The sequence below is a fragment of the Spirosoma flavum genome (assembly GCF_042686045.1).
Classification (GTDB): domain Bacteria; phylum Bacteroidota; class Bacteroidia; order Cytophagales; family Spirosomataceae; genus Spirosoma; species Spirosoma flavum.
This window is the reverse complement of record NZ_JBHUOM010000019.1, coordinates 1-20,910: the sequence shown is the minus strand read 5'-3', so window position 1 is coordinate 20,910 and position 20,910 is coordinate 1. Positions and strand designations below refer to the sequence as shown.

Genomic DNA, 20,910 nt, shown 5'->3' with positions numbered 1-20,910 from the left:
ACTTTAGCTTTTTTAATTTACAGCCTATTAATTCAGATCAATATCTTCAGTATCATCTAGTTTATCTAAATCGAGCTTAACCATTCCGTGCTGACTACTGTCAAACATGGGCATAAACTTTTGTCCCCAGAGAACTTCATTGTATCGGTAAGAATAGCGGCTATGCACCGACTGTGCGAATGTATCGTCCATTGCCTGTAAGGAAATTAAAAACTCGGTATCCGATTTCTCCAGGTCTTCGGGTGTACAGCCAAACAGAGGACTTTCTGTTGTAATCGGATGGACCAGCGTCCAGTTTGTTGGGAAGAAAGCTATTTTGTTTCGCTCTAAATTAAGGCCGTAGTATTTCCGAAAAGGTGTGCCGTCGGGTTTATTTTCAAGGCGGGAAATCGTAACGGTTACCTGCAAATCGATGAGCTGATTGGCGCGTGTGTTAATGATGCGGAACATCCACCCATTGACATCTAAATAAGGGGCAAAAACCGATTGCTTAGAAAATCGAACGTGTGCCACCGGCCTTGAAAAACGACCATACAGCAGCCCTGTCGCCAGTGCGAAGGCCAGCAAACCAATCATAGATTCAAAAGCGGCAACCGAGCTAGTCAGGAAATTCGCGGGCGAAATATGCCCATACCCAACGGTTGTGAGGGTTTGGGCACTAAAGAAAAAGCACTTCCAGAAAGGGCCGTTCAGCGCTTTATCATCTATACCAATGAGGGTTTCGGGTCCGGCCAGCATATACATACTGGCAAAGAAAAAATTCGCGACTAAATAGAAAATAAGAAGCCAGCCCAAAAACTGAAACCAGCCCATCATAATGAGTCGATTATATATATTCAGCCGGTCGCCTAATGTGTTGTTAACGTGAATAATGTTAAAACTGCCATCTTTGTTAATCAGCCTCGAGGAGGAGTCGGTCAGTTTTGTCCCAAAACCAAGATCGTCACGTCGTTCTTCTTGCTCAACCAATTTGCTGTTTTCGGGTGCATGGTTAAAAAGACGGCGGTTTGTTGAGTTCATAATGGATATATTGGTCGGTATTAGGTAAAGAAGGGGCCTACTAACAAAGTTATTGCAAATTTGTCCTGCTCTTCAACCCATAACCTGAATTATCCATCATTCTGTTCACCTTATGAATCCAATTGAAATTATAACTGGTCTACTTGGTGTAACAACGTTATTGGCAGTTATAGCCCGTCGATTGCGGCTATCCTATCCCATTTTATTGGTTGTTACCGGACTATTCATTGGATGGATACCCGGTTTGCCGCCTGTTATATTATCACCAGATGTCGTTTTTCTGGTCTTTCTACCGCCATTGCTTTATTCTGCCGCTTGGCAGATAGACAATAGAGAATTGAAACTCTATAGTCGCTCGGTATCGTTTCTGGCCGTTGGGTTAGTATTATTTACCTCGACCGTGGTGGCCCTAGTTTCTTATATGTTTATTCCGGGGTTTTCGCTGTCGCAGGGTTATTTACTTGGGGCCATTATTGCCCCGCCAGATGCTGTGGCGGCCTCATCGGTTACGAAAGGACTAAACATTCCGAAGCGTATTACAACCATACTGGAAGGTGAAAGCTTAGTGAATGATGCCACCAGTCTAATTATTTACCGGTACGGATTAGTCGCCATTTTAACCAGCCAGTTCGTATTGTGGCAGGCAGGCCTACAGTTTATTGGCATTGCCCTGACTAGTCTGGCCTTAGGGCTGGCCATTGGTTGGGTAATGGCTCGGGTGCATCAAGCCATCAATAAAGATACTGTTACGAATACGGCAATAACCCTGCTGATACCCTATGGCTCCTACCTGATTGCCGAAGAATTGCATATTTCTGGCGTGTTGGTTGTTGTAACTGTTGGTCTGTTTCTGTCGGCCCGTAGTGGTGAGATATTTACCTATCAAAGTCGGTTGCAAACAAATTCAGTTTGGGCCGTTGTTGTCTTTTTGCTCAACGGGCTGGTATTTATCCTGATAGGGTTACAACTCCCCACAATTGTGTCGGAATTGAATGGCTATACGCTTCCTCAGGCGGTCACTTATGCCTTGTTAATCAGTGCAGTAGCTATCGTTTGCCGGATTGTATGGGTTTTTCCGGGTGCTTACTTGCCCCGCTGGTTGAGTCGGCGTATTCGGGAACGGGAACAAAAACCAAGCTGGCAGCAAATTGCTGTTCTGGGTTGGGCTGGTATGCGGGGCGTTGTGTCGCTGGCTGGTGCGCTGGCCTTACCCATCACAATGCCCAACGGTCAGTCGTTTCCAGGCCGTGACCTAATCTTGTTTATTACGTTCGGCGTCATTCTATGTACGTTAGTGCTACAAGGTCTGACGTTACCAGTGCTGATTGATGAATTAAACGTTCGGGAGACGATTGACGAAAAGCTGGAAGAACGTCAGTTACGTCGAAAAATGGCTCAACAGGCTATTACGCACTTAGAAGCTAATCATTCGGCGGGGTCAGTTCATGATGATGTGTTAAGTTACGTAAAAAATGCTTATGAGCTAAGAATCAATGAGTTAAATGGAATGCTCCGGGCACAAAATACGTCAGAACGACCAGCCGAACTTTACCAGCAATCTGTCCGACTTCAATTAGAGTTGCTATCTGTAGAACGAACTGTACTGATTGAGCAACGTAAGGATAGTTTATTGGATGATGAAATACTTCGAAAAATGGAACAGGAATTGGATTTAGAAGCTGCTCGCCTTTCCTTAGTACAGCCTATAGAATAAAGTAATAGAGAGTTGTTAAATTATGAAAGCCATTAGTAGATAGGGCTTTAGGAGTAGAAGAAATAAGATGTTAATAGTTTGCCGCTAACATTTAATAAGGTAATATTGAAAAACTAGGTAAAAATACTTAATTTAGCTAAAAATTAGCGAGAAGCCGTCCGTAACGGTCTTAATCACAAATAGAGCATGGAATTTCATCCGGGTATGATCAGTTTAGTCGTACCAGCGTTTAACGAAGAAGAGAATTTATCGGTATTAGTACATCGGCTTATGGCCGTTATGGAACGGTACGAATCGTACGAAATCCTGATCGTGGATGACGGCAGCTCCGACCAAACCCGTCACGTATTAAGACAATTGAGTCAGGCATATCCCGTTGTTCGCTTTCTTTCGTTTTCGCGTAATTTTGGTCATCAGATGGCGTTGCGGGCTGGGTATGACAACGCTTATGGTGAGGCTGTTATTTGCTTGGATGCTGACCTCCAGCATCCGCCCGAACTGATTCCGACATTAATTGACAAGTGGCGTGAAGGCTACGAAGTCGTTTACACTGTTCGGCAGTCTGACCCTAAATTATCTTGGTTTAAGCGCGCAACCTCGAAATATTTTTACCGATTGCTCCGCCACGTTTCTAACCTGCAAATTGAGGATGGCGCGGCTGACTTCCGGCTCCTTGACCGGAAAGTGGTAGATACCCTCAAGCAGTTTAAGGAAAATGATCTCTTCCTGCGGGGCGCTATTTCTTGGATAGGTTTCCGACAGTGCCGTATACTGTACGAACCAGCCGCCCGCTATGCTGGCCGGACGAAATATTCGTTTCGTAAAATGCTGCAATTGGCCGCAATGGGCATTACATCCTTTTCTACGCGTCCTTTATATTTGTCGGTCCTGCTCGGCTTTAGCATGTTTATATTTGCCGGGTTGTTCGGTGCAGAAACGTTATATGAACGCTATTTCACGAATGAAACCGTATCCGGCTGGACAACACTGGTATTGCTTATGGTACTTATTGGTGGCGTGCAGTTCATTATGATTGGCATCATCGGCGTATATTTGGGTAAAACGTTTGTAGAAGTAAAAGGCCGCCCTGCTTATATTATCGGCGATACGAGCGAGATAGTGGAGAGTGTAACAACATGGCAAGCCCCAACCAAGGAGCCGCATCCAATGCGGGAAGTATTTTATTCACCGTTGACGTAGAAGAGTTTGATACCGCCGTTGAATTCGGTCACGACATTCCGTTGAGTGAACAAGTGGCCGTTTCAACGCGTGGGTTGACTTTACTGGCTGAACGATTCGAAATAGTGGGTGCCCGCACCACCTTGTTCACGACCGCCAATTACGCCCTTCATGAACCCGAACTGATTCGGGATCTGGCACGAAAACACGAAATAGCGTCGCATGGCTACTTTCATACGACGTTCGAGCCCGCCGATTTGTTGAAATCCCGACTGGCACTTGAGGAACTACTTAACCAGCCGGTAACAGGCTTTCGTCGGGCTCGGATGGGCTTTGTTGATCCAACCGATGTGCAACAGGCTGGCTATCACTATAATTCATCATTGCACCCAACCTGGTTGCCCGGTCGTTACAATCATTGGGGCGAACCCCGGCATCCATTCCGTGAATTGGGCGTCTGGCAGATTCCGGCTTCGGTTACACCTATAATTCGCCTGCCGCTATTCTGGTTGAGCCTGAAAAACTTTCCGTTCGCTTATTACAAACAGCTCTGCCGTCAAACCTTAAAGTCTGACGGTTTCCTGAATCTGTATGTTCATCCGTGGGAGTTCACGGACCTGTCGGCTTATGAGAAAATCCCAGCCTACGTGCGTCGGCACTCGCGGGATGCGTTACTTGACCGGGTGGAAAACCTGTTGCGTTATCTAAAACCGCTTGGTGAGTTCGTAACGATGGACGAGTTTACTCAGGAACTGAACCGAAGGAACCCGGCTAAAATTTGAGTCTTTTGGCTCACCTCAAACAAATGCAACGGCCATATCTATCAGGATATGGCCGTTGTATTTGTTTGAGGTTTGATCGGAATGTCAAATGAAAACCACATCTTCAATCACGTCTGTACCCATATCTTTATTAACGAGCTGAATTAGTTTCTGCTTGGCATTGACGAGTTCACTGCGGAGAGGTGCCGAGGCAATTTCAATATAGAGTTTACGGTCGCGAACATAAAGTCGGCTTGTACGCGAGGCAATAGTTGGTCCCATCATACGGCCCCAAAATGCTTCAAGGTACGTTTCGTTGAAACGTGTTTGAAGTTGATATGTTTTTAACAACTGCCCTATTGCATCTTTTAAAGACGTGACTCCGGCCACTCGGGTGGCTTTCTCACGGTTGTATCGGTACGGCTGATTCATTGGGCGGGTGTCTTATTGCAAAAGTAAACAATGAATCGACTTAACAAATATCCATTTGCTAACTGACGATAAAAAAAGTTTATTGAATAGAAAAAAGAATTGGTGTTTGGATTCGCACCATTTGGCTAGTATACTTGCGGTATCAAGTCAATAGCTACGCGTCAATTCAGCGACTCACGACGTGCATTGATTTATACAGAAGCGGGGAGAGATCAGGCTCTGTGAACCGCTGGCAACCTACCACATGGCAAGGTGCTAACTCCTGCCTAAACTTATTTAGGAACTATAAATCGTTAACTCACATGCTCTACAACAAGCAGTGTATGCCCCCGGCCAGATGGTCCAGCAGGGTGTACTAAGCACTCTTCACTTACCGCCACGAAAACCGGGAGGGTTTGTCGTGCGCAATCTTTCGTTTTCTACGACTCACTGTAGGCTGACGCGTCAGTTGCAGGCTACCTGTGGCAGCAGCTACCTATAGAAATGCCAGGCAGAAAATCGCACATAGTGCAATAGAATAAATCGTAAACTATTCCCTAAATCATGTCTGAACTTCATTTTGATACTCTCCAACTGCATGCCGGTCAGGAAGTCGATTCGGCTACCAATGCCCGTGCAGTGCCTATTTACCAAACCACATCGTTCGTGTTTAATGACTCGGCACATGGGGCCGATTTGTTTGCGCTGAAGGCGTTTGGAAATATCTATACCCGTATTATGAACCCTACCTCCGACGTATTTGAGAAGCGCATGGCCGCTCTCGAAGGTGGGGTAGCGGCTTTGGCGGTAGCGTCGGGGCAGGCGGCTCAGTTCATTGCACTAAGCAATATCCTGAATGCGGGCGATAACTTTGTAACATCCCCGTTTCTGTACGGTGGCACGTATAACCAATTTAAAGTTTCGTTTAAGCGGCTGGGCATCGATGTCAGGTTTGCCAATGACGATAAACCTGAATCGTTTGCTACACTGATTGACGATAAAACAAAAGCTATCTACCTTGAAACAATCGGTAACCCGCGTTTCAACATTCCTGATTTTGATGCCTTCGCGACGCTGGCGAAAGAGTATGATTTGCCGCTTATTGTCGATAATACATTTGGGGCGGGGGGCTATCTTTTCCGACCCATCGAACACGGTGCCGCCGTGGTGGTAGAATCAGCAACGAAGTGGATTGGCGGTCACGGAACGAGCATTGGTGGCGTAATTGTAGACAGCGGTAATTATAACTGGGGCAACGGTAAATTCCCTCAATTCAGCGAACCGTCGGAAGGCTATCATGGTATGGTGTTCAGCGACGTATTCGGTGTTGGCGGACCCTTCGGCAATATTCAATTCATTATTCGTGCTCGGGTAGAAGGGCTGCGTGACTTCGGACCAGCTATCAGTCCATTTAATTCGTTTCTGTTACTACAGGGACTGGAAACACTCTCATTGCGGGTAGACCGCACCGTGCAGAATGCACTGGCACTGGCCCAATGGCTCGAACAGCATGAACAGGTCGAAGTGGTAAACTATCCCGGTCTGGAAAGTAGCCCTTATCACGAACTGGCAAAAAAATACCTTGGTCGTGGCTTTGGTGGCGTATTTTCCTTTAAGGTGAAAGGTAACAGCGATGCCGCCAACGAATTTGTAAATAGCCTGAAATTAGTGAGTCATTTAGCTAACGTTGGTGATTCAAAAACGTTAATTATCCACCCAGCCGCCACCACCCACCAACAACTGAGCGAACTGGAGCAGGCCAGTGCGGGCGTTGAATTGGGTGTACTACGTGTTTCGGCGGGTATCGAACACATCGACGATATTAAAGCTGATTTCGAGCAGGCTTTCGCTAAAATTGCCGAGCCAGTTCTCAGTTAAACAGGTTTAGCCGGGCCGCCGGCCCGGCTAAACCTACAAACTATAAACTTGATTGAACCTACAGTACTTCGATTATAAATATTCGTTCCCGCTCGAATCGGGGGAAAGTTTGCCGGGATTCCGGCTAGCTTATACTACACGCGGCACCCTCAACAGCGACCAGTCGAACGTTGTTTGGGTGTGCCATGCCCTGACCGGCAATGCCGACGCGGGTGATTGGTGGGGGGGCATGGTCGGACCGGGTAAGTATTTTGACCCGGAACCTACAGCCAAATCAGGTGATTTTATTGTCTGTGCCAATGTGATTGGTTCGTGTTACGGGTCTACGGGGCCATTGTCGGTGAATCTAACGACAGGCCAACCGTTTTATCACGATTTTCCGATGGTTACAATTCGTGATATAGTAGCAGCTCTGGATCTACTGCGGCAGGAGTTGGGCATCGAGAAAATCCATACCTGCATTGGTGGTTCGGTAGGGGGTGAACAAGCCGTTGAATGGGCTATTCTCCAACCGAATCTTATTGATAATTTGGTGGTTATTGCAGCTAGTGCCATCGCTTCGCCCTGGTCTATTGCGTTTAACGAAGCGCAGCGAATGGCAATTGAAGCCGATCCAAGCTGGACCGAACGGCGCGATGATGCGGGTTTGGCCGGTATGAAAGCGGCTAGAGCTATGGCAATGATTTCATATCGCAACTACGATACATATGGTTTCACGCAGGCGCTCGACAATAATGAGCAATTAGATAACTATAAATCGGCTGGCTATCAACGCTATCAGGGTGAAAAACTGGCTGACCGTTTTAATTCATTTACGTATTGGGCGCTGTCGAAAGTAATGGATTCGCACAACGTTGGCCGAAACCGGGGTAGTATTCCAAATGCACTGGGTCAGGTTAAAGCTCGAACATTGGTCGTTGGCATTCGTTCTGATCTGCTTTTTCCACCGCTAGAGCAGCAATTTTTAGCGCGTCATATCCCTGATGCCGCCTACGAAGAAATAGATTCTCTCTACGGGCACGATGGTTTTTTAATTGAATTTCGACCGCTGACGGGCATTATCCGTAAGTGGATGGCGAGTGCAGCTTCGGCTGATGGGGTACCGGTCCTCAACTCGCTCAAAACAAGTAGTCAGCCGGTTAAATAGAGAAGTATGGTTTGGTACGAAGACGACGTTCGACAACTTGAAGTTAAACTTATTGCTTTGCCACCGGCTCCGGACAGAGTCGTTTTTTATGGAAGTTCATCCATTCGGCTTTGGACAACGCTGGCGCAGGATTTTCCTCAGGTCAATACCCTTAACTTAGGGTTTGGAGGCTCAACATTAGCGGCTTGTGCCTGGTTTTTTGAGCGATTGATTCTTCCAGCAACGCCCAAATCCATTGTGTTTTACGCCGGAGACAATGATCTCGGCGATGGTCGCCATCCAGAAGAAGTTTATCTGTTCTTCTGTGCTTTTGCCGAAAAAATGGGTAAATTATTGCCAGGTGTACCGGTATCTTTTTTATCGATCAAAATCAGTCCTTTTCGCTGGGGTATTGCTAACCAAATACAAGCCACGAATAAATTAATTTGTGGTGAGTTGGAAAAAATGCCCGGCTGCCATTATGTTGATACGACAACTCCCTTGCTAGCCGCTGATGGCAGACCCCGACGGGAGTTTTTCGAGAAAGATGGCCTCCACCTGAATCCGGCTGGTTATCGGATATGGCAACAGGTGTTACAACAGCAAGCTCAAATTTTTTAATAATTTGTTGATCCGATTGCTTGTTACTATTCGCGTTAAATGTTACAACTTCACGGGTACTTAACGCTATTGTTATGCACCGAGAGTATCATAAATGGTTTAGTCCAAATCTGAACCGTGATATGGAGTTGCTCATTTTAGGCCATGCGGGCGCACGAGTGCTGGTATTCCCAACTCGGCGCGGGCGCTTCTATGAGTATGAGACGTTGGGATTGGTCGATACATTGGCCGACAAAATTGAAAACGGTTGGCTACAACTATACTGTGTGGATAGCGTTGACTGCGAGAGTATTTACAATCGCTCGGCTCATCCTCATGATCGTATTCGTAGACATAGTCAATATGAGCAGTATATTATCAATGAAGTGCTACCGCTTTCCCGCCTAAAAAATTCACAACCGTTTATGATTTCGCATGGATGCAGTTTAGGAGCCTACCACGCTCTTAACATTGCATTCCGGCATCCACACTGTTTCGGTAAAGTTGTCGCTTTCAGCGGGCGGTACAATTTGTCGGAGCCTGTAGCGGAATTTCGCGGGTTATTTGATGATTATTATAACGAAGAAATTTACTTCCACAGTCCTAATCATTTTCTGCCCAATCTGGATGATGGCACGATACTAGACTCGCTGCGACGCATGGAAATTGTACTGACGATTGGCGACGAAGACCCGTTTCTTGGCAGTAACGTTACGCTGAGTTCAGGACTCAATGCCAAACATATACCTCATGACCTGCATGTTTGGGGAGGTCGGGCGCACCAGTCAAGCGATTGGCAGAAAATGGCACAATTGTATCTATAAAGCTAAACCAATAGCCGTAACTGTACTTTAATTACCACTTGCAAGCTATTTTTGGTTTAAGAAAATGGTCTGAGTTGGGTCGGTCGACTAGGGGAGTTTCTCCGCCAGGTATAGATAAGGCGGGTGGAAATGGTGAGTGAAAATCTTCTCCTGGCTTTCAGGATATTGTTTAAAGTAAGCGCTGTCGGCAAGCAGAACAATGGGTGTACCGGCTCTGACGTAATCACTGCTGTTATAATATTCAGGGGGTACATAACCATTTAGGTTTTTTTGCACCGTTTTGGAGGCTAGTTTGCCTAAGTATTTCTGATAATTCTTCTGCGCTTTCAGAGCCGGTTTGCTTAAGCTGTTATAAATGTATTTCAAGATAATACGTTGCGGCAGTTTTTGTTTTTTAATCATGCCGGGTGCCCCACTGAATGGGTTAGTGGTATTTACATCGTTGATAGTTTGGATGGAAAAGGGTACTTCGGGTACCCAGTCGGCGGAGTTGACAACATTATAAGCCCAGCCGTTTTGCGTAGCGGCTTCATATTCATAGGCGAAATATAGATTACCCGGTTTAGGTCCCGCACTACAATACGTCTTAAACTGAATATCAGCGGGAATACGGGACTGCTTTTGCAGATTTTTCAGATAGGCGGTCAACAGATAGGCAATACCTCCGCCCTGGCTATGGCCCATAATGAGCATATCTTTGATTCCTGCTCGATAACACGAATCAATTTTCGGTAAAATATCCTTCGCCAAAAAACCCATGCTCACTAACCAACCAACATGAACGGCAGCTTTAGGACTGGCAGCTAGTTCATAACTGAATTTGTTGGTATTGGTAAGCTGTATTTCTCCTTTTGCCGGAACCATTGCTGCGTAAAAATTGCCAAGCCAACTTACGCTATTCGCCGTTGTCCCCCGAATGCTTATTACACTAATTGCCCGATTATCAGTCCATAAATCCCAGCGATTTTCTAATCCGATAACTGGAGACCGGTAAGCGAGTTTGAACTGTTGCGGAGCCGGGAAGGTACTTATGTAAGTAGAATCACCAAATTGGGCTGATACTTTTAGGAGTTCAATGTACTCGGCTTTATCGAAACCCGGCTTAAGTTTCTGGCTAAAGAGGACAAGCGGAAGTAACAGTAGTATAAAGGTTTCGAAGACGTATTTCATTAGAAGAAGGATTAAACAAGTGTGGCATTAATGAAATTTCTAAACGGATTTAACTTCGAAAGAAGCAAATACTATTAATGAAATGAACACAGCGTAAATGTCTTTCTAACTAAAAAAATGTCTGAAAGTTAGTTCGTAATAAATCTAAAAATACCGGCAGCGACCGCCCTTAAAGTGGACTAAATTCGAGCGCAAATAAAGCTCGGTAACAGCCGGTATTAGTTAGATATGTTCAATGTGTCAGTAAACTAGCCTCCATCACAACTGCTTGTGCTCGTAGCAACGCATCGGCATACGGTTTAAACAGTACTCGGCCCGGTGGAGTAGTCGATAAGTCGGCGTCCCATAAGCCGGAACGGTGCCATTGGTCGAGGTGATCCCAGTCGGGGCGGTCCACAATCGGATATAGACAAGCCCCTAATAGAGGGATACCTGCCTGAGTTACAGCAGCACATTCGCGGCCAATCATCTCAATCCAGACCGGACGATCAATGCCAGGATGACTAGTTTCAGTCAAGGCAATAGGCCGTCCGTAACGCCGGTAGGCTTTGATGAGCAACTGCCGGAGTGGTACCCAACGTGAGTCGGGTCTGTAGTCATTCCAGCCCAGGAATTGCCCGGTGCCTTCGACCCATTGGTTGTTGTAGTAGTAATTGAATCCCAGAATATCGAGGTATTCTGGTGACCCGCCTAAATGAGGGGCTAGTATACCCGCCAGCATATCTACCGACTGAAATTGATTCTCATCAGCGATAGCCGCGTTAATAATTTGCTGCTTTGTCGCATTGAGTGGCGGCACCATTTGCACCAGCGGTTCGGTGGTCAGGATTCGAATTGTGGGGTCAATCTCGCGCATGGCGGCTACCCCTTCAATGTAGGCGCGCATAAGTCCGATTTTAACTTCCCAACCCTGCTTTGTGCAATATGGCGATGTACCCCGGACATCACCGCCCAGCCAAGCCATGAAACTGGCTTCGTTGATGGGCGTTACAATCAATGTATCGTCGGGATAGTGGCCCCGGTAAAAGTGGACAAAGGCTCGGCACAGAGCCGCAAATCGTCGGGCAAACATCGGGTGTAGTGGTGTCAGATCGTCAGGATAGCCGAAATGGCAAAGGTCCCAAACCTGCTGGATTCCCTGCCGATGGCCTTCAACAAGCATGGCTTCGACAACGCTCCAGTCATACTGATACGCTCTTTTTTCGACCTGGCTCCATTGAATACCCTCTCGAACAGTACGAATATTGAACGCGTCGAGTCGCTTGTAGTCTTCATGGATTAATTGAAGATGACCTGATTGCCGCAGCAAATCAACACGATTGCCGAAGCAGTTTTGCTGGTCGGTACACTCATAACCGGCCCACCAAAACGACCGAAATGGATTTGTAACCGAAGGAACTGTGGAATTTAGTAGCAAGGAAGAAGTAGTTGATATAATCAAATATGAGAAAAAAGAAATCGGGCATCAAGAAATCGTATCTTTTCTGAGAGAGCATTAACCAGTAATTATTGCCCGTTCGCCGAGTTCTCAGAAGTAATACTGTCCGTTTACAACGCCCGCACAATAGCAATAACCAGTTTTGCTGAATTTCGGGCGGCTGTTGGGTAAAATTTATCGTAAGCAATGTGGGCTTCTGCGTCGGCCCGGTCGCTTAAACTACGGATAATCAAGTGCGGCACCTGAATCTGATAACATACCTGCGCGACAGCGGCTCCCTCCATTTCGGTAGCGTCAGCCCCGAAATCAGTCCGGAGACTACGAACTTTATCGGGCGATGCCACAAATACGTCGCCCGTTACCACGGTGCCCGTCATAACCTTCACTGTCCGGTCCGAAACGCCACCCGATGCTAGCGGAATGCCTTCTAGCGGAACCGTTTTTACAACCGTCTCGGCTAGCCTCATCAATGTCGAGTCGGCTGGAAAATAAACCGGATTGAACTGTTTCGTAATCGCATTGCGCGTTTGTCTGGTGGGCGTGTTCTTGTCGGTGATGGAACCATAATCATGGTGGGCGGTTCGGCCAGCAATTACAATGTCGCCGGGTTGAAGGTCAGGGTTCGTTCCACCCGCGATACCCGTAAATAAAACACGCTGGGGCCGGAAATGATCTAACATCAGCGCCGTTGTCATGGCTGCATTAACTTTACCGATTCCCGTTTCGGCCACCACAACCCGTTGTTTTCCTATGCGCCCGGTAGTAAATGAAATGCCATCGACAATAACGGTTTTGGGCTTTTTTAATGATTCCTTAACCAGCGCAACCTCCGCGCCGAAAGCACCTAATAGACCCGTTATGGGGCGGGGTTTATAGTGTTGGGCAAGTGTAAAATGGGAAACAAGAAGGAAGAAAAGAAGTAATCGGTTATTCATCGGTTAGCAAGTAATAAATTAATGACCAGCGGTTAAGGCCAGTATACAAAATACATCGACAATCCACAGACCAAGAGGCACTTCGCGGCTTTTGCCAACGGCCACCTTCACGACTGTCCAGGACAAAAAACCCCAAATTAGCCCCTGTGTGATTGAGTAACTGAACGGAATGAGTACGAGAGCCAGGAAAGCAGGTACTGCATCGTCTAATCGGCCCCACTCAATGCGGGTAATGGGTTTCATCATAAAAGCACCAACCAATACCAGGGCCGGAGCTGTCGCAATAGCCGGAATGACCGACAGTAGGGGTGAGAGAAAAAGAAACGGCAGAAAACAGCAACCTGCCACTATGGCCGTCAGACCTGTGCGCCCGCCCTGCGAAATGCCCACTGCCGACTCAATGTAAGCCGTGCCAGGACTGGTGCCGAACAAGCCCGCCAATGTAGTCGCGACGGCATCGGTTAGGAGAGAACGGTTCAGGTTGCGCGGTTGCCCATCGCTATCCTGCAAGCCGCCCGCTTCGGCAACGCCCACAAAAGTAGACAGGCTATCGAATAAATCGGTAAAGGCGAAGGCAAAAATAACTGGCCATAGCGACCACGACAGCGAACTCATCAGGTCTAACTTGCCAAGCAGTGAAAAATCTGGCGTAGCCCAGATACCCTGAAAATTTACCAGCGTTTTCTGCCCGAAATTAATGACCGATGCATCTCCCCAAAATCGTCCGATGGGCCAGGCCGCGAGCGTTGTCAGAACGATGCCAATGATAATGCCCCCCGGTACGTCGCGCACGACCAGCACACTCATTAGTAACAGACCAAAAATAAACGTCAGCACAATGGGGTCGTTAAAATGAGCAATGCTGACCAACGTAGCCGGATTTGCCACAATGAATTTGGCATTCTCGAAGCCAATGAGCGTGATAAACAGGCCAATTCCTGCCGAAACAGCGTAGCGCAGCGGTTGCGGAATTGCCCGTACAATGGCCGATCTGACGTTTAATAACGATAGCAATAAAAATAAGACGCCCGCCCAAAATACGGCTCCTAAGGCCACTTCGGGACGGATTCCCATTCCTTTGACCGCCGTAAATGTGAAGAAGGCATTCAGGCCCATGCCCGGTGCTACGACAATGGGATTACGGGCATAAAGCCCCATCATCAGGCTGCAAAAAAAAGATAGCAAAACCGTGGCCGTCAGTACGCCACTAAATGGTAATCCAGCCTGACTCAGAATGGCCGGATTGACAACAATGATGTACATCGTTGCCAGAAAGGTCGAAATACCAGCGAGAATTTCAGTTCGGCGTGAGGGAATAAAATGGTCATTCGGTGTCATAAGGTGTTGAACATACAACCAATGAAGAACAATGGCAATGAATGGCGTATTTAAACTGGTATCTAAGCAGTCGGGTAAACTAACTATGTCGCTGGCATAGACTAAAATCCATAGCAGCGATATGCACTAACTTAAGTTGGAAGTCAATTTCTGTGAATCATGATGAATATAAAATATTATTTTTCAAATTTATAAATACATAAAATATTGTTTTAGTTTGAAGATTAGAAGCAAAATATTAAATCGGTGCCCTAAGGTATTATCTTGTCATGTAATTTAACTCTATTATTCATGGCAAGCTTTCAGGCTTTCTTAAAAAAGCTCAAATACCCTTTACTCGGATTTTTTGCCGTTCCCCTTCTTTGGTCTGTAGCGGGTGCCCAACCTTCCGACGTATTACTTACTAAAGTGCGTCAATTAGCCTACACGGACTCGGTACGATTAGTGGCCTTATTTAAAGACCTGCACACACATCCAGAGCTGGGTTTCATGGAAGTGAGAACAGCAGAGATTGTTAGCAAAGAACTCAAAAGTTTGGGTTACCAAGTTTATTCAGGTATTGGGAAAACCGGCGTAGTCGGTATTCTGAAAAACGGTGATGGCCCAATCGTGATGTTTCGCGGAGATATGGATGCGCTGCCCGTAAAAGAAACGACGGGTCTGGTCTATGCAAGTACAGCTACGGTAAAACTGCCAGACGGCAACGAAGTCCCGACTATGCATGCCTGCGGACATGATGCCCACGTGACGTGGTTACTGGGGATTGCCAAGCTAATGAAAAGCATTCAGCAGGAGTGGCAGGGAACGCTGGTGTTGGTTGCCCAACCCGCCGAAGAGCCAATAATGGGCGCCAGGGCGATGCGGGAAGACAGCACGTTTATCAAGCATGTGCCCTTACCCGATTATTTGCTGGCCATGCACACCGGACCATTTCCAACGGGAATGGTTATGAACTTAGCGGGTACCCGCATGGCGGGTACCGATCAATTAGACGTTACGTTTCGCGGTATAGGTGGGCATGGTTCTTCGCCACAAACAACTAAAGATCCCATTATTATGGCCAGTGAGGCCATTCTGCAATACCAGACCGTAATTAGCCGGAGCAACGATCCACAAACACCGGCAGTGCTCACGGTTGGTTCTGTTCAGGCTGGTCAGGATAATAACGTTATCCCTGCTTCGGCACTGGTAAAAATAAACTTTAGATGGCTGAAGCCAGAAACCAGAAAACTTCTATTCGACGGGGTTAGCCGGATTGATAGCGGGATTGCGGTAAGCAACGGACTACCGATGGGGCTTTATCCAATCATGAAAAAAAAGGGTTATTCGTTTCCGGTTGTTAACGATTCGGCTCTCGTAAGTAAAGTAAATTCCACCTTGCAAAAGGTTGTAAAGAAAGGTAGTCTTATTACGTCTGGTTTCCCGACAGCCATGGGCTCCGAAGATTTCCATCACCTCGTTTTAGACAATAAGAAATCAGTTTACGATTTTATATTCGTTGGAACCGCTCCGTTAGACATGGTTCTGGCCGCCAGAAAGGAAGGGAAAGCGGTACCTTTCTCAAATCACAATGGAAATTATATGGTTGATCTTGCCGGTATACCCTGGGGTGTTCAGATTGGGGCCGATGCCTTGCTAGGTGTGCTCAAAGTAAAGCAGAGTAACCCTTAATTACAATAGGCAAGTATTTACGCAAAAGTAGAATAGATCATTTATGGTCACAATATGACCGCAACGGCGGACTGTCCTGAAGGGGTCATACGCTGGAGAGATAACTTAAATCTGCTCAATTACTTAGTCACTAAACTAGTAAATGTCCGGCGGCTTCATCTACCCAAATTTGTGCGTTGGGGTGCGTTTGCATGATGCTGGCAGGCATTTGCTCCGACACAGGGCCTTGTAGCGCGTCGCGTAATACAGGGCCTTTTTTTGTTCCACTAACCAGCAAGATGACTTCCTTGGCTTCGGTCAAGTGGCGAAGGCCGAGGGTAATACCCTGTGTTAGTGTTGTTTCTTTCTCGAAATATTTCTGTCCGACGGTTTTCGTGCTTTCGGCTAAGTCAACAACGTGACATCCTAGAGTAAAGGATGTACCCGGCTCATTCAGGGCGATGTGTCCGTTCATACCCATGCCAACGAGCAATAAATCAAGTCCACCCCGTGACTGAATCAGTGCATCAATACGGGTGCACTCGGCTGCGAGATTAACTGCTTTCGCATCGAAAACGTGAATTTGGTCTGGACGAAGATTCAGAGGGATGAACAAATCCCTGAACACGTAAAACGAACAACTACCAAAATCATCGGGGCCAAAGCCAACCCACTCGTCCAAGCCCACGAATGTGCATCGGCTAACATCTACACGTTCGGTCTGCGCCAGTGCCACGAACCGACGATACGTTTCGATTGGCGTATCGCCCGATGCCAGACAGAGCGTCGCGTCGGGTTTCTGGTTAATGATAGCGGCAATATGCTCGGCTGTGTACTGCGAAAGGGTGTTGTGATCAGGAAATTGGTGGATGGTCATGGGGCTCTGATGTATCAAGTTCTACCGTGTAAATCCCAAATAAGGAACTTGATACTCATTTCAACTCACTCGCCCGTAAATATTTTGTCCAGCGTTCAGTAACTTTCTGATCATATACCCTGATAGTCAACAGCCTATCGATTAGGGGCCGCTAACACTCAGAAGACCAAAATTGCAGTCGGCAATCAGCGTATTCGCCACATAAGTGGGAATCTTTATTTGGGGGAAGATCTGAAATTCTGGATATAATAATCGAGTGAAATTTTGTCCCATTTTTCTGGAACAATAAGTAGAAAAATTAACAAAATAGCACGATATATGACGTGGGACAAATTCCAAATTGGTTCAACTAAACCGTGTCCAAATGTTACTATAACAAGGTCTGATGCAAGAACATATAGAGAAAAATTCTTCTTAAAACCTACAACAAGCAAAAATCCTCCTATTAATTCCACATAAGATGTGTAATAGGCTGTTGATAGGATGATAAAATCTGGTAATATATTCTTATAGGCCTCATGGAAAAAGTCCATATTGTACAACTTTTCTACCCCCCATGTAAAGACCTTCCCATACCCTTGCATCAAAAATATAAACCCTAATAGTAACCGGGTCGTCAATACTGCTATAATCCTATTCATAGTCATTTTAATTGATGCCCTTACCGGGCCGGTCTATGTCAGGTTCGTTGACGTATGTGTAGCTTCCTACGCCGAAGCGAAACGTCGGAGGGTCGGTCCGCTATTGACACAGGCTTTGGGTTTGGAACGGTGTCGGGTAGGGCAGGCTCACCTTCTGGCCCTCGATTAACACGTCGTACTCGTGCATTTTTCCGGGTTCCACCTGATCGGCGAGCAGGTGGGCTATAAAAACCGTTTGCCGGTTAATATAGACTTCATTCGTCAGATAACTGGGTAAGGGCTTACCGACCGTTGAACGACTAATCGACGGACCACCCGCTTCATGGTAACGAATCTGAACATGAGCGAGTTGTTTGTTTTGTGCCCGAAGCATCACCTCACGCCTATCAGAATAGCCCGCCATTGGCCCTGACCGGACTGATTGGCTAGCCAAGCGTGGCCCGGTTGCTTTGCTGGTATTTCGATTGTTGAAAGAAACAACCGGTTTTAGTGAGGTATGCGTCGCTGGCCTTTTGGAGACCTGTTGACTGAATAACGCAAACGGCGCTACCAGAACAACAACGACCAGAAAACGATGAATTTTGTACATAGTGGAAAGATGGCGTAATTTTGCGGTTCGTTCAATGAAGTCATGCAACTAAATAACCGTACCTACCAGATTCAAGGGGTCAACGTATTGGATATCGCCGATGAATTCGGCCTGCCCTTATACGTATATGACGCTGACAAAATTATCGAAAAAATCGGCTTGCTCCGATCGTCATTTACCGGAACGCCGAACCGTGGAGTCAACCTAAAAATAAAGTATGCGGCTAAAGCCCTTACGAACATATCAATTTTGAAGCTGATGCGTCAGCAGGGTGTTGAAATGGATTCGGTATCGGTCAATGAAGCCCGGATGGGTATGCTGGCGGGGTTTGAGCCGAGTCAGATTATGTTTACGCCCAGCGGGGTTTCGTTCGATGAAATCCGTGAAGCTGTTGCTCTTGGCTTGCAACTGAACGTAGATAGTCTGCCGCTTTTGGAATGGGTTGGACAGACTTACGGGAGTCAGGTGCCCATCAGTGTGCGCATCAATCCCCACATTAGTGAGGGCGGCAATATCAAAATTTCGACGGGTCACGCCGACTCTAAGTTCGGTATTTCGATTCTGCAACGGGAGGCTATTCGTGAATTGGTTGAGCAGTATCAAATTCCGGTTGCCGGATTGCATATTCATACGGGTTCTGATTTCAAGAATGCCAGTGCGTTTTTGCGCGGAGCAGACGTTCTGTTTGACCTTGCCAGTGATTACCCCAACCTGACGTTTATTGACTTTGGAAGTGGATTCAAAGTAGCGTATAAAGAAGGCGATCATATTACTGATGTTGCCGAACTTGGTCGTCAGGTATCGGAAGCGTTCTATAACTTTTGCCAGCAGTACGGTCGCGACCTCGAACTTTGGTTCGAACCGGGTAAGTTTTTAGTAAGCGAGAGTGGTCATTTGCTTGTTAAGACTAATATTGTCAAGGAAAATCCAACGCGAACATTTGTTGCTGTCGATTCAGGTTTGAACCACCTCATTCGCCCGATGATGTACGATGCCTATCACGATATCAAAAACATCTCGAATCCGTCGGTTCCGGGCGAAGCGACAGTCGAAAAAACGTACAATGTAGTCGGCTATATTTGCGAGACGGATACATTTGCTACCGACCGCTCTCTGCCTGAAGTCAGCCCCGGCGATGTGCTGTCATTTGAGAATGCAGGCGCGTATGGTTTTAGCATGGCCTCGAACTATAACGCCCGTTTTCGACCAGCCGAAGTGTTGGTTTATGAAGGACATCCTTACTTGATTCGTCAGCGCGAAACGTTCGAAGATTTATTGCGCGGTCAGGAAATTATTGAGTTTGAAGAAGAGTTTGTAAAAAAATAGTATAGTCAAATACGGAATTAACCAACTACAGGGAGAACCTAGAAGGACTCCCGTACCCCGTTAAAATTCCGTGTATTTAATCAATCCATTACAATGGGACGCGCATTTGAATACCGAAAAGCTCGCAAAATGAAACGGTGGGGGCAGATGGCTAAGACCTTCACCCGTATTGGAAAAGACATCGTGATGGCGGTCAAAAGTGGTGGGCCTGAGCCCAACACCAACGGGCGACTTCGGGCCATTATCCAGAACGCCAAAGCGGCTAACATGCCGAAAGAGAATGTAGATCGGGCTATCAAAAAAGCCATATCGAAAGACCAGGAGGATTACAAAGAGATCGTGTACGAAGCCTACGCTCCACACGGTATCGCACTGGTTATCGAAACCGCAACCGATAACCATAACCGCACCGTTGCCAATGTGCGAAGCTACCTTAATAAACTCGGCGGTAGTTTGGGAACACAGGGAATGCTCGACTTTATGTTCGACCGTAAATCGGTTTTCCGGATTCCAGCTGAAAATATAGACCAGGAAGAACTTGAATTCGAACTCATTGATGTTGGGGGAGATGACGTGGAACTGGACGACGAAACCAACCAGTATGTCATTTACGGCGAGTTTACGGCTTTCGGTACTATACAGAAGTTTCTGGAAGAAAAAGGATACGAAATCAAACAGGCTGAGTTCGAGCGCATCCCAAACGACTTCAAAGAATTAACTGACGACGAAGTTGCCGACGTTGAGAAGCTCATCGAGCGTATTGAAGAGGACGACGATGTTCAGATGGTGTATCACAATATGAAATAAAAAAAGGCCGGTTTAACCGGCCTTTTTTTATGGTACTTACTTCATGCTCATGTTTTCCCGGATGATCTGGACCCAGCTTTTGAATACCTGGGGGGGCGCATTGCGGTCCAGCATCGCATAGTAGACCGTGGCCTGGTAATAGTACAGGCCCGTGGGCAGATCCGTCCCATCGCTGCTCTTGCCATCCCAACTCAGGGTCGGCCCCGAGCCCGCATATAGCTTGGCCCCCCACCGGTTGTAAACCACAAAGTCGATGCGCTCCACAAACCGGGGGCACTTCAGGGGGGCAAACACCTCATTCTTGCCATCCCCGTTGGGGGTGAACACGTTGGGCAGCACCAGCTCCGGACAGGCCTGGTTGCAGACCTTGTTAGAGGGCGCACTCTCCAGCCCCCGCTGGCTGACGGCCGTCACGTAGTAGCAGCCCGCCACCGTGCTCAGACTGCTGTGGTCGAAGCTGGTGGCGGGAGCCGCCACACTGGTCAGCACGCCCAGCGTGTCGGTGCGGTAGCGCCCGTAGTAGATCTTGTAGCTGGCAATGTTGGCCTCGCAGCTGGGTGAGGCCGTGGGTGTCCAGCGGAGCTGGTTGGTGAAGCTGGTCTGGTCGCAGAAGCTTTCGGCACTCA

20 protein-coding genes and 1 riboswitch are annotated in these 20,910 nt (G+C 47.1%); of the genes, 10 read left to right on the top strand and 10 right to left on the bottom strand.

The window, feature by feature from the left end:
* Positions 1–27: 27 nt before the first annotated feature.
* A complete protein-coding gene (locus tag ACFS25_RS17170) occupies positions 28–1,020 on the bottom strand; it encodes an ion channel (RefSeq protein ID WP_381503531.1) in 993 nt (330 codons plus the stop codon).
* 112 nt (positions 1,021–1,132) lie between these two features.
* On the opposite strand from ACFS25_RS17170, the gene ACFS25_RS17165 reads away from it, so the two are divergent.
* From ACFS25_RS17165 to ACFS25_RS17155, 3 genes are all read left to right on the top strand, one after another.
* Positions 1,133–2,734: a Na+/H+ antiporter gene (locus ACFS25_RS17165; RefSeq protein ID WP_381503529.1), complete on the top strand. Its 1,602-nt coding sequence runs from the start codon at positions 1,133–1,135 to the stop codon at positions 2,732–2,734.
* Positions 2,735–2,920: 186 nt separating this feature from the next.
* Entirely contained in the window at positions 2,921–3,934 is a 1,014-nt protein-coding gene (locus ACFS25_RS17160) for a glycosyltransferase family 2 protein (protein WP_381503527.1), read from the top strand.
* A complete protein-coding gene (locus ACFS25_RS17155; RefSeq protein ID WP_381503525.1) occupies positions 3,871–4,695 on the top strand; it encodes a polysaccharide deacetylase family protein in 825 nt (274 codons plus the stop codon). The genes ACFS25_RS17160 and ACFS25_RS17155 overlap by 64 nt, the downstream gene beginning before the upstream one ends.
* 84 nt (positions 4,696–4,779) lie before the next feature.
* Here the strand turns inward: ACFS25_RS17155 and ACFS25_RS17150 are convergent, their stop codons facing one another.
* Positions 4,780–5,106: a DUF721 domain-containing protein gene (locus ACFS25_RS17150; protein ID WP_381503523.1), complete on the bottom strand. Its 327-nt coding sequence runs from the start codon at positions 5,104–5,106 to the stop codon at positions 4,780–4,782.
* 188 nt (positions 5,107–5,294) lie between these two features.
* A riboswitch (SAM riboswitch) is annotated at positions 5,295–5,398 on the top strand.
* Positions 5,399–5,649: 251 nt separating this feature from the next.
* Here ACFS25_RS17150 and ACFS25_RS17145 point away from each other — a divergent pair.
* The 4 genes from ACFS25_RS17145 (at position 5,650) to ACFS25_RS17130 (ending at position 9,513) form a co-directional block, all read left to right on the top strand.
* Positions 5,650–6,963, top strand: a complete 1,314-nt coding sequence (locus ACFS25_RS17145; protein WP_381503521.1) for an O-acetylhomoserine aminocarboxypropyltransferase/cysteine synthase family protein — start codon at positions 5,650–5,652, stop codon at positions 6,961–6,963.
* Positions 6,964–7,015: 52 nt separating this feature from the next.
* Positions 7,016–8,110, top strand: coding sequence for a homoserine O-acetyltransferase family protein (locus tag ACFS25_RS17140; RefSeq protein ID WP_381503519.1), 1,095 nt, complete (start codon positions 7,016–7,018; stop codon positions 8,108–8,110).
* 6 nt (positions 8,111–8,116) lie between these two features.
* Positions 8,117–8,710, top strand: a complete 594-nt coding sequence (locus tag ACFS25_RS17135; RefSeq protein WP_381503517.1) for a GDSL-type esterase/lipase family protein — start codon at positions 8,117–8,119, stop codon at positions 8,708–8,710.
* A 74-nt stretch (positions 8,711–8,784) separates the two neighbouring features.
* Complete coding sequence (locus ACFS25_RS17130; RefSeq protein ID WP_381503515.1) at positions 8,785–9,513, top strand: esterase family protein; 729 nt, start codon at positions 8,785–8,787, stop codon at positions 9,511–9,513.
* An 87-nt stretch (positions 9,514–9,600) separates the two neighbouring features.
* On the opposite strand, the gene ACFS25_RS17125 is transcribed toward ACFS25_RS17130, so the two are convergent.
* The 4 genes from ACFS25_RS17125 to ACFS25_RS17110 form a co-directional block, all read right to left on the bottom strand.
* Positions 9,601–10,683 (bottom strand): lipase family protein, encoded by a 1,083-nt coding sequence (locus ACFS25_RS17125; protein WP_381503513.1) that lies wholly within the window; start codon positions 10,681–10,683, stop codon positions 9,601–9,603.
* Positions 10,684–10,915: 232 nt separating this feature from the next.
* Entirely contained in the window at positions 10,916–12,100 is a 1,185-nt protein-coding gene (locus ACFS25_RS17120) for an amine oxidase (RefSeq protein WP_381503511.1), read from the bottom strand.
* 131 nt (positions 12,101–12,231) lie between these two features.
* Positions 12,232–13,056, bottom strand: coding sequence for a 5'-methylthioadenosine/adenosylhomocysteine nucleosidase (locus ACFS25_RS17115; RefSeq protein WP_381503508.1), 825 nt, complete (start codon positions 13,054–13,056; stop codon positions 12,232–12,234).
* An 18-nt stretch (positions 13,057–13,074) separates the two neighbouring features.
* Positions 13,075–14,394, bottom strand: a complete 1,320-nt coding sequence (locus ACFS25_RS17110; RefSeq protein ID WP_381503506.1) for an NCS2 family permease — start codon at positions 14,392–14,394, stop codon at positions 13,075–13,077.
* Between the two features lie 291 nt (positions 14,395–14,685).
* Here ACFS25_RS17110 and ACFS25_RS17105 point away from each other — a divergent pair, with 291 nt between their 5' ends.
* Positions 14,686–16,065 carry an amidohydrolase gene (locus tag ACFS25_RS17105; protein WP_381503504.1) on the top strand — a complete coding sequence of 460 codons (1,380 nt, stop codon included), beginning with the start codon at positions 14,686–14,688 and terminating at the stop codon, positions 16,063–16,065.
* Between the two features lie 130 nt (positions 16,066–16,195).
* On the opposite strand, the gene ACFS25_RS17100 is transcribed toward ACFS25_RS17105, so the two are convergent.
* The 3 genes from ACFS25_RS17100 to ACFS25_RS17090 all read right to left on the bottom strand — a co-directional run bounded on the left by ACFS25_RS17100 (position 16,196) and on the right by ACFS25_RS17090 (position 18,151).
* Positions 16,196–16,921: a glucosamine-6-phosphate deaminase gene (locus tag ACFS25_RS17100; protein ID WP_381503502.1), complete on the bottom strand. Its 726-nt coding sequence runs from the start codon at positions 16,919–16,921 to the stop codon at positions 16,196–16,198.
* Positions 16,922–17,136: 215 nt separating this feature from the next.
* Positions 17,137–17,562 carry a DoxX family protein gene (locus ACFS25_RS17095; protein ID WP_381503500.1) on the bottom strand — a complete coding sequence of 142 codons (426 nt, stop codon included), beginning with the start codon at positions 17,560–17,562 and terminating at the stop codon, positions 17,137–17,139.
* 100 nt (positions 17,563–17,662) lie between these two features.
* A complete protein-coding gene (locus ACFS25_RS17090; protein ID WP_381503498.1) occupies positions 17,663–18,151 on the bottom strand; it encodes a hypothetical protein in 489 nt (162 codons plus the stop codon).
* Positions 18,152–18,193: 42 nt separating this feature from the next.
* Here ACFS25_RS17090 and lysA point away from each other — a divergent pair, with 42 nt between their 5' ends.
* Both lysA and ACFS25_RS17080 read left to right on the top strand, forming a co-directional pair.
* Positions 18,194–19,477: a diaminopimelate decarboxylase gene (gene lysA, locus ACFS25_RS17085; RefSeq protein ID WP_381503497.1), complete on the top strand. Its 1,284-nt coding sequence runs from the start codon at positions 18,194–18,196 to the stop codon at positions 19,475–19,477.
* Between the two features lie 93 nt (positions 19,478–19,570).
* On the top strand, positions 19,571–20,284 hold the full coding sequence (locus ACFS25_RS17080; protein ID WP_381503495.1) for a YebC/PmpR family DNA-binding transcriptional regulator: 714 nt from the start codon (positions 19,571–19,573) through the stop codon (positions 20,282–20,284).
* Positions 20,285–20,320: 36 nt separating this feature from the next.
* Here ACFS25_RS17080 and ACFS25_RS17075 read toward each other — a convergent pair.
* The coding region (locus tag ACFS25_RS17075; protein WP_381503493.1) for a T9SS type B sorting domain-containing protein at positions 20,321–20,910 on the bottom strand (590 nt) is incomplete at its 5' end.

Coding starts and splice junctions, on each gene's coding strand:
- ACFS25_RS17170 (WP_381503531.1), bottom strand. CDS start 1,020: ATGAACTCAACAAACCGCCGTCTTTTTAACCATGCACCCGAAAACAGC.
- ACFS25_RS17165 (WP_381503529.1), top strand. CDS start 1,133: ATGAATCCAATTGAAATTATAACTGGTCTACTTGGTGTAACAACGTTA.
- ACFS25_RS17160 (WP_381503527.1), top strand. CDS start 2,921: ATGGAATTTCATCCGGGTATGATCAGTTTAGTCGTACCAGCGTTTAAC.
- ACFS25_RS17155 (WP_381503525.1), top strand. CDS start 3,871: ATGGCAAGCCCCAACCAAGGAGCCGCATCCAATGCGGGAAGTATTTTA.
- ACFS25_RS17150 (WP_381503523.1), bottom strand. CDS start 5,106: ATGAATCAGCCGTACCGATACAACCGTGAGAAAGCCACCCGAGTGGCC.
- ACFS25_RS17145 (WP_381503521.1), top strand. CDS start 5,650: ATGTCTGAACTTCATTTTGATACTCTCCAACTGCATGCCGGTCAGGAA.
- ACFS25_RS17135 (WP_381503517.1), top strand. CDS start 8,117: ATGGTTTGGTACGAAGACGACGTTCGACAACTTGAAGTTAAACTTATT.
- ACFS25_RS17130 (WP_381503515.1), top strand. CDS start 8,785: ATGCACCGAGAGTATCATAAATGGTTTAGTCCAAATCTGAACCGTGAT.
- ACFS25_RS17125 (WP_381503513.1), bottom strand. CDS start 10,683: ATGAAATACGTCTTCGAAACCTTTATACTACTGTTACTTCCGCTTGTC.
- ACFS25_RS17115 (WP_381503508.1), bottom strand. CDS start 13,056: ATGAATAACCGATTACTTCTTTTCTTCCTTCTTGTTTCCCATTTTACA.
- ACFS25_RS17110 (WP_381503506.1), bottom strand. CDS start 14,394: ATGACACCGAATGACCATTTTATTCCCTCACGCCGAACTGAAATTCTC.
- ACFS25_RS17105 (WP_381503504.1), top strand. CDS start 14,686: ATGGCAAGCTTTCAGGCTTTCTTAAAAAAGCTCAAATACCCTTTACTC.
- ACFS25_RS17100 (WP_381503502.1), bottom strand. CDS start 16,921: ATGACCATCCACCAATTTCCTGATCACAACACCCTTTCGCAGTACACA.
- ACFS25_RS17095 (WP_381503500.1), bottom strand. CDS start 17,562: ATGAATAGGATTATAGCAGTATTGACGACCCGGTTACTATTAGGGTTT.
- ACFS25_RS17090 (WP_381503498.1), bottom strand. CDS start 18,151: ATGTACAAAATTCATCGTTTTCTGGTCGTTGTTGTTCTGGTAGCGCCG.
- lysA (WP_381503497.1), top strand. CDS start 18,194: ATGCAACTAAATAACCGTACCTACCAGATTCAAGGGGTCAACGTATTG.
- ACFS25_RS17080 (WP_381503495.1), top strand. CDS start 19,571: ATGGGACGCGCATTTGAATACCGAAAAGCTCGCAAAATGAAACGGTGG.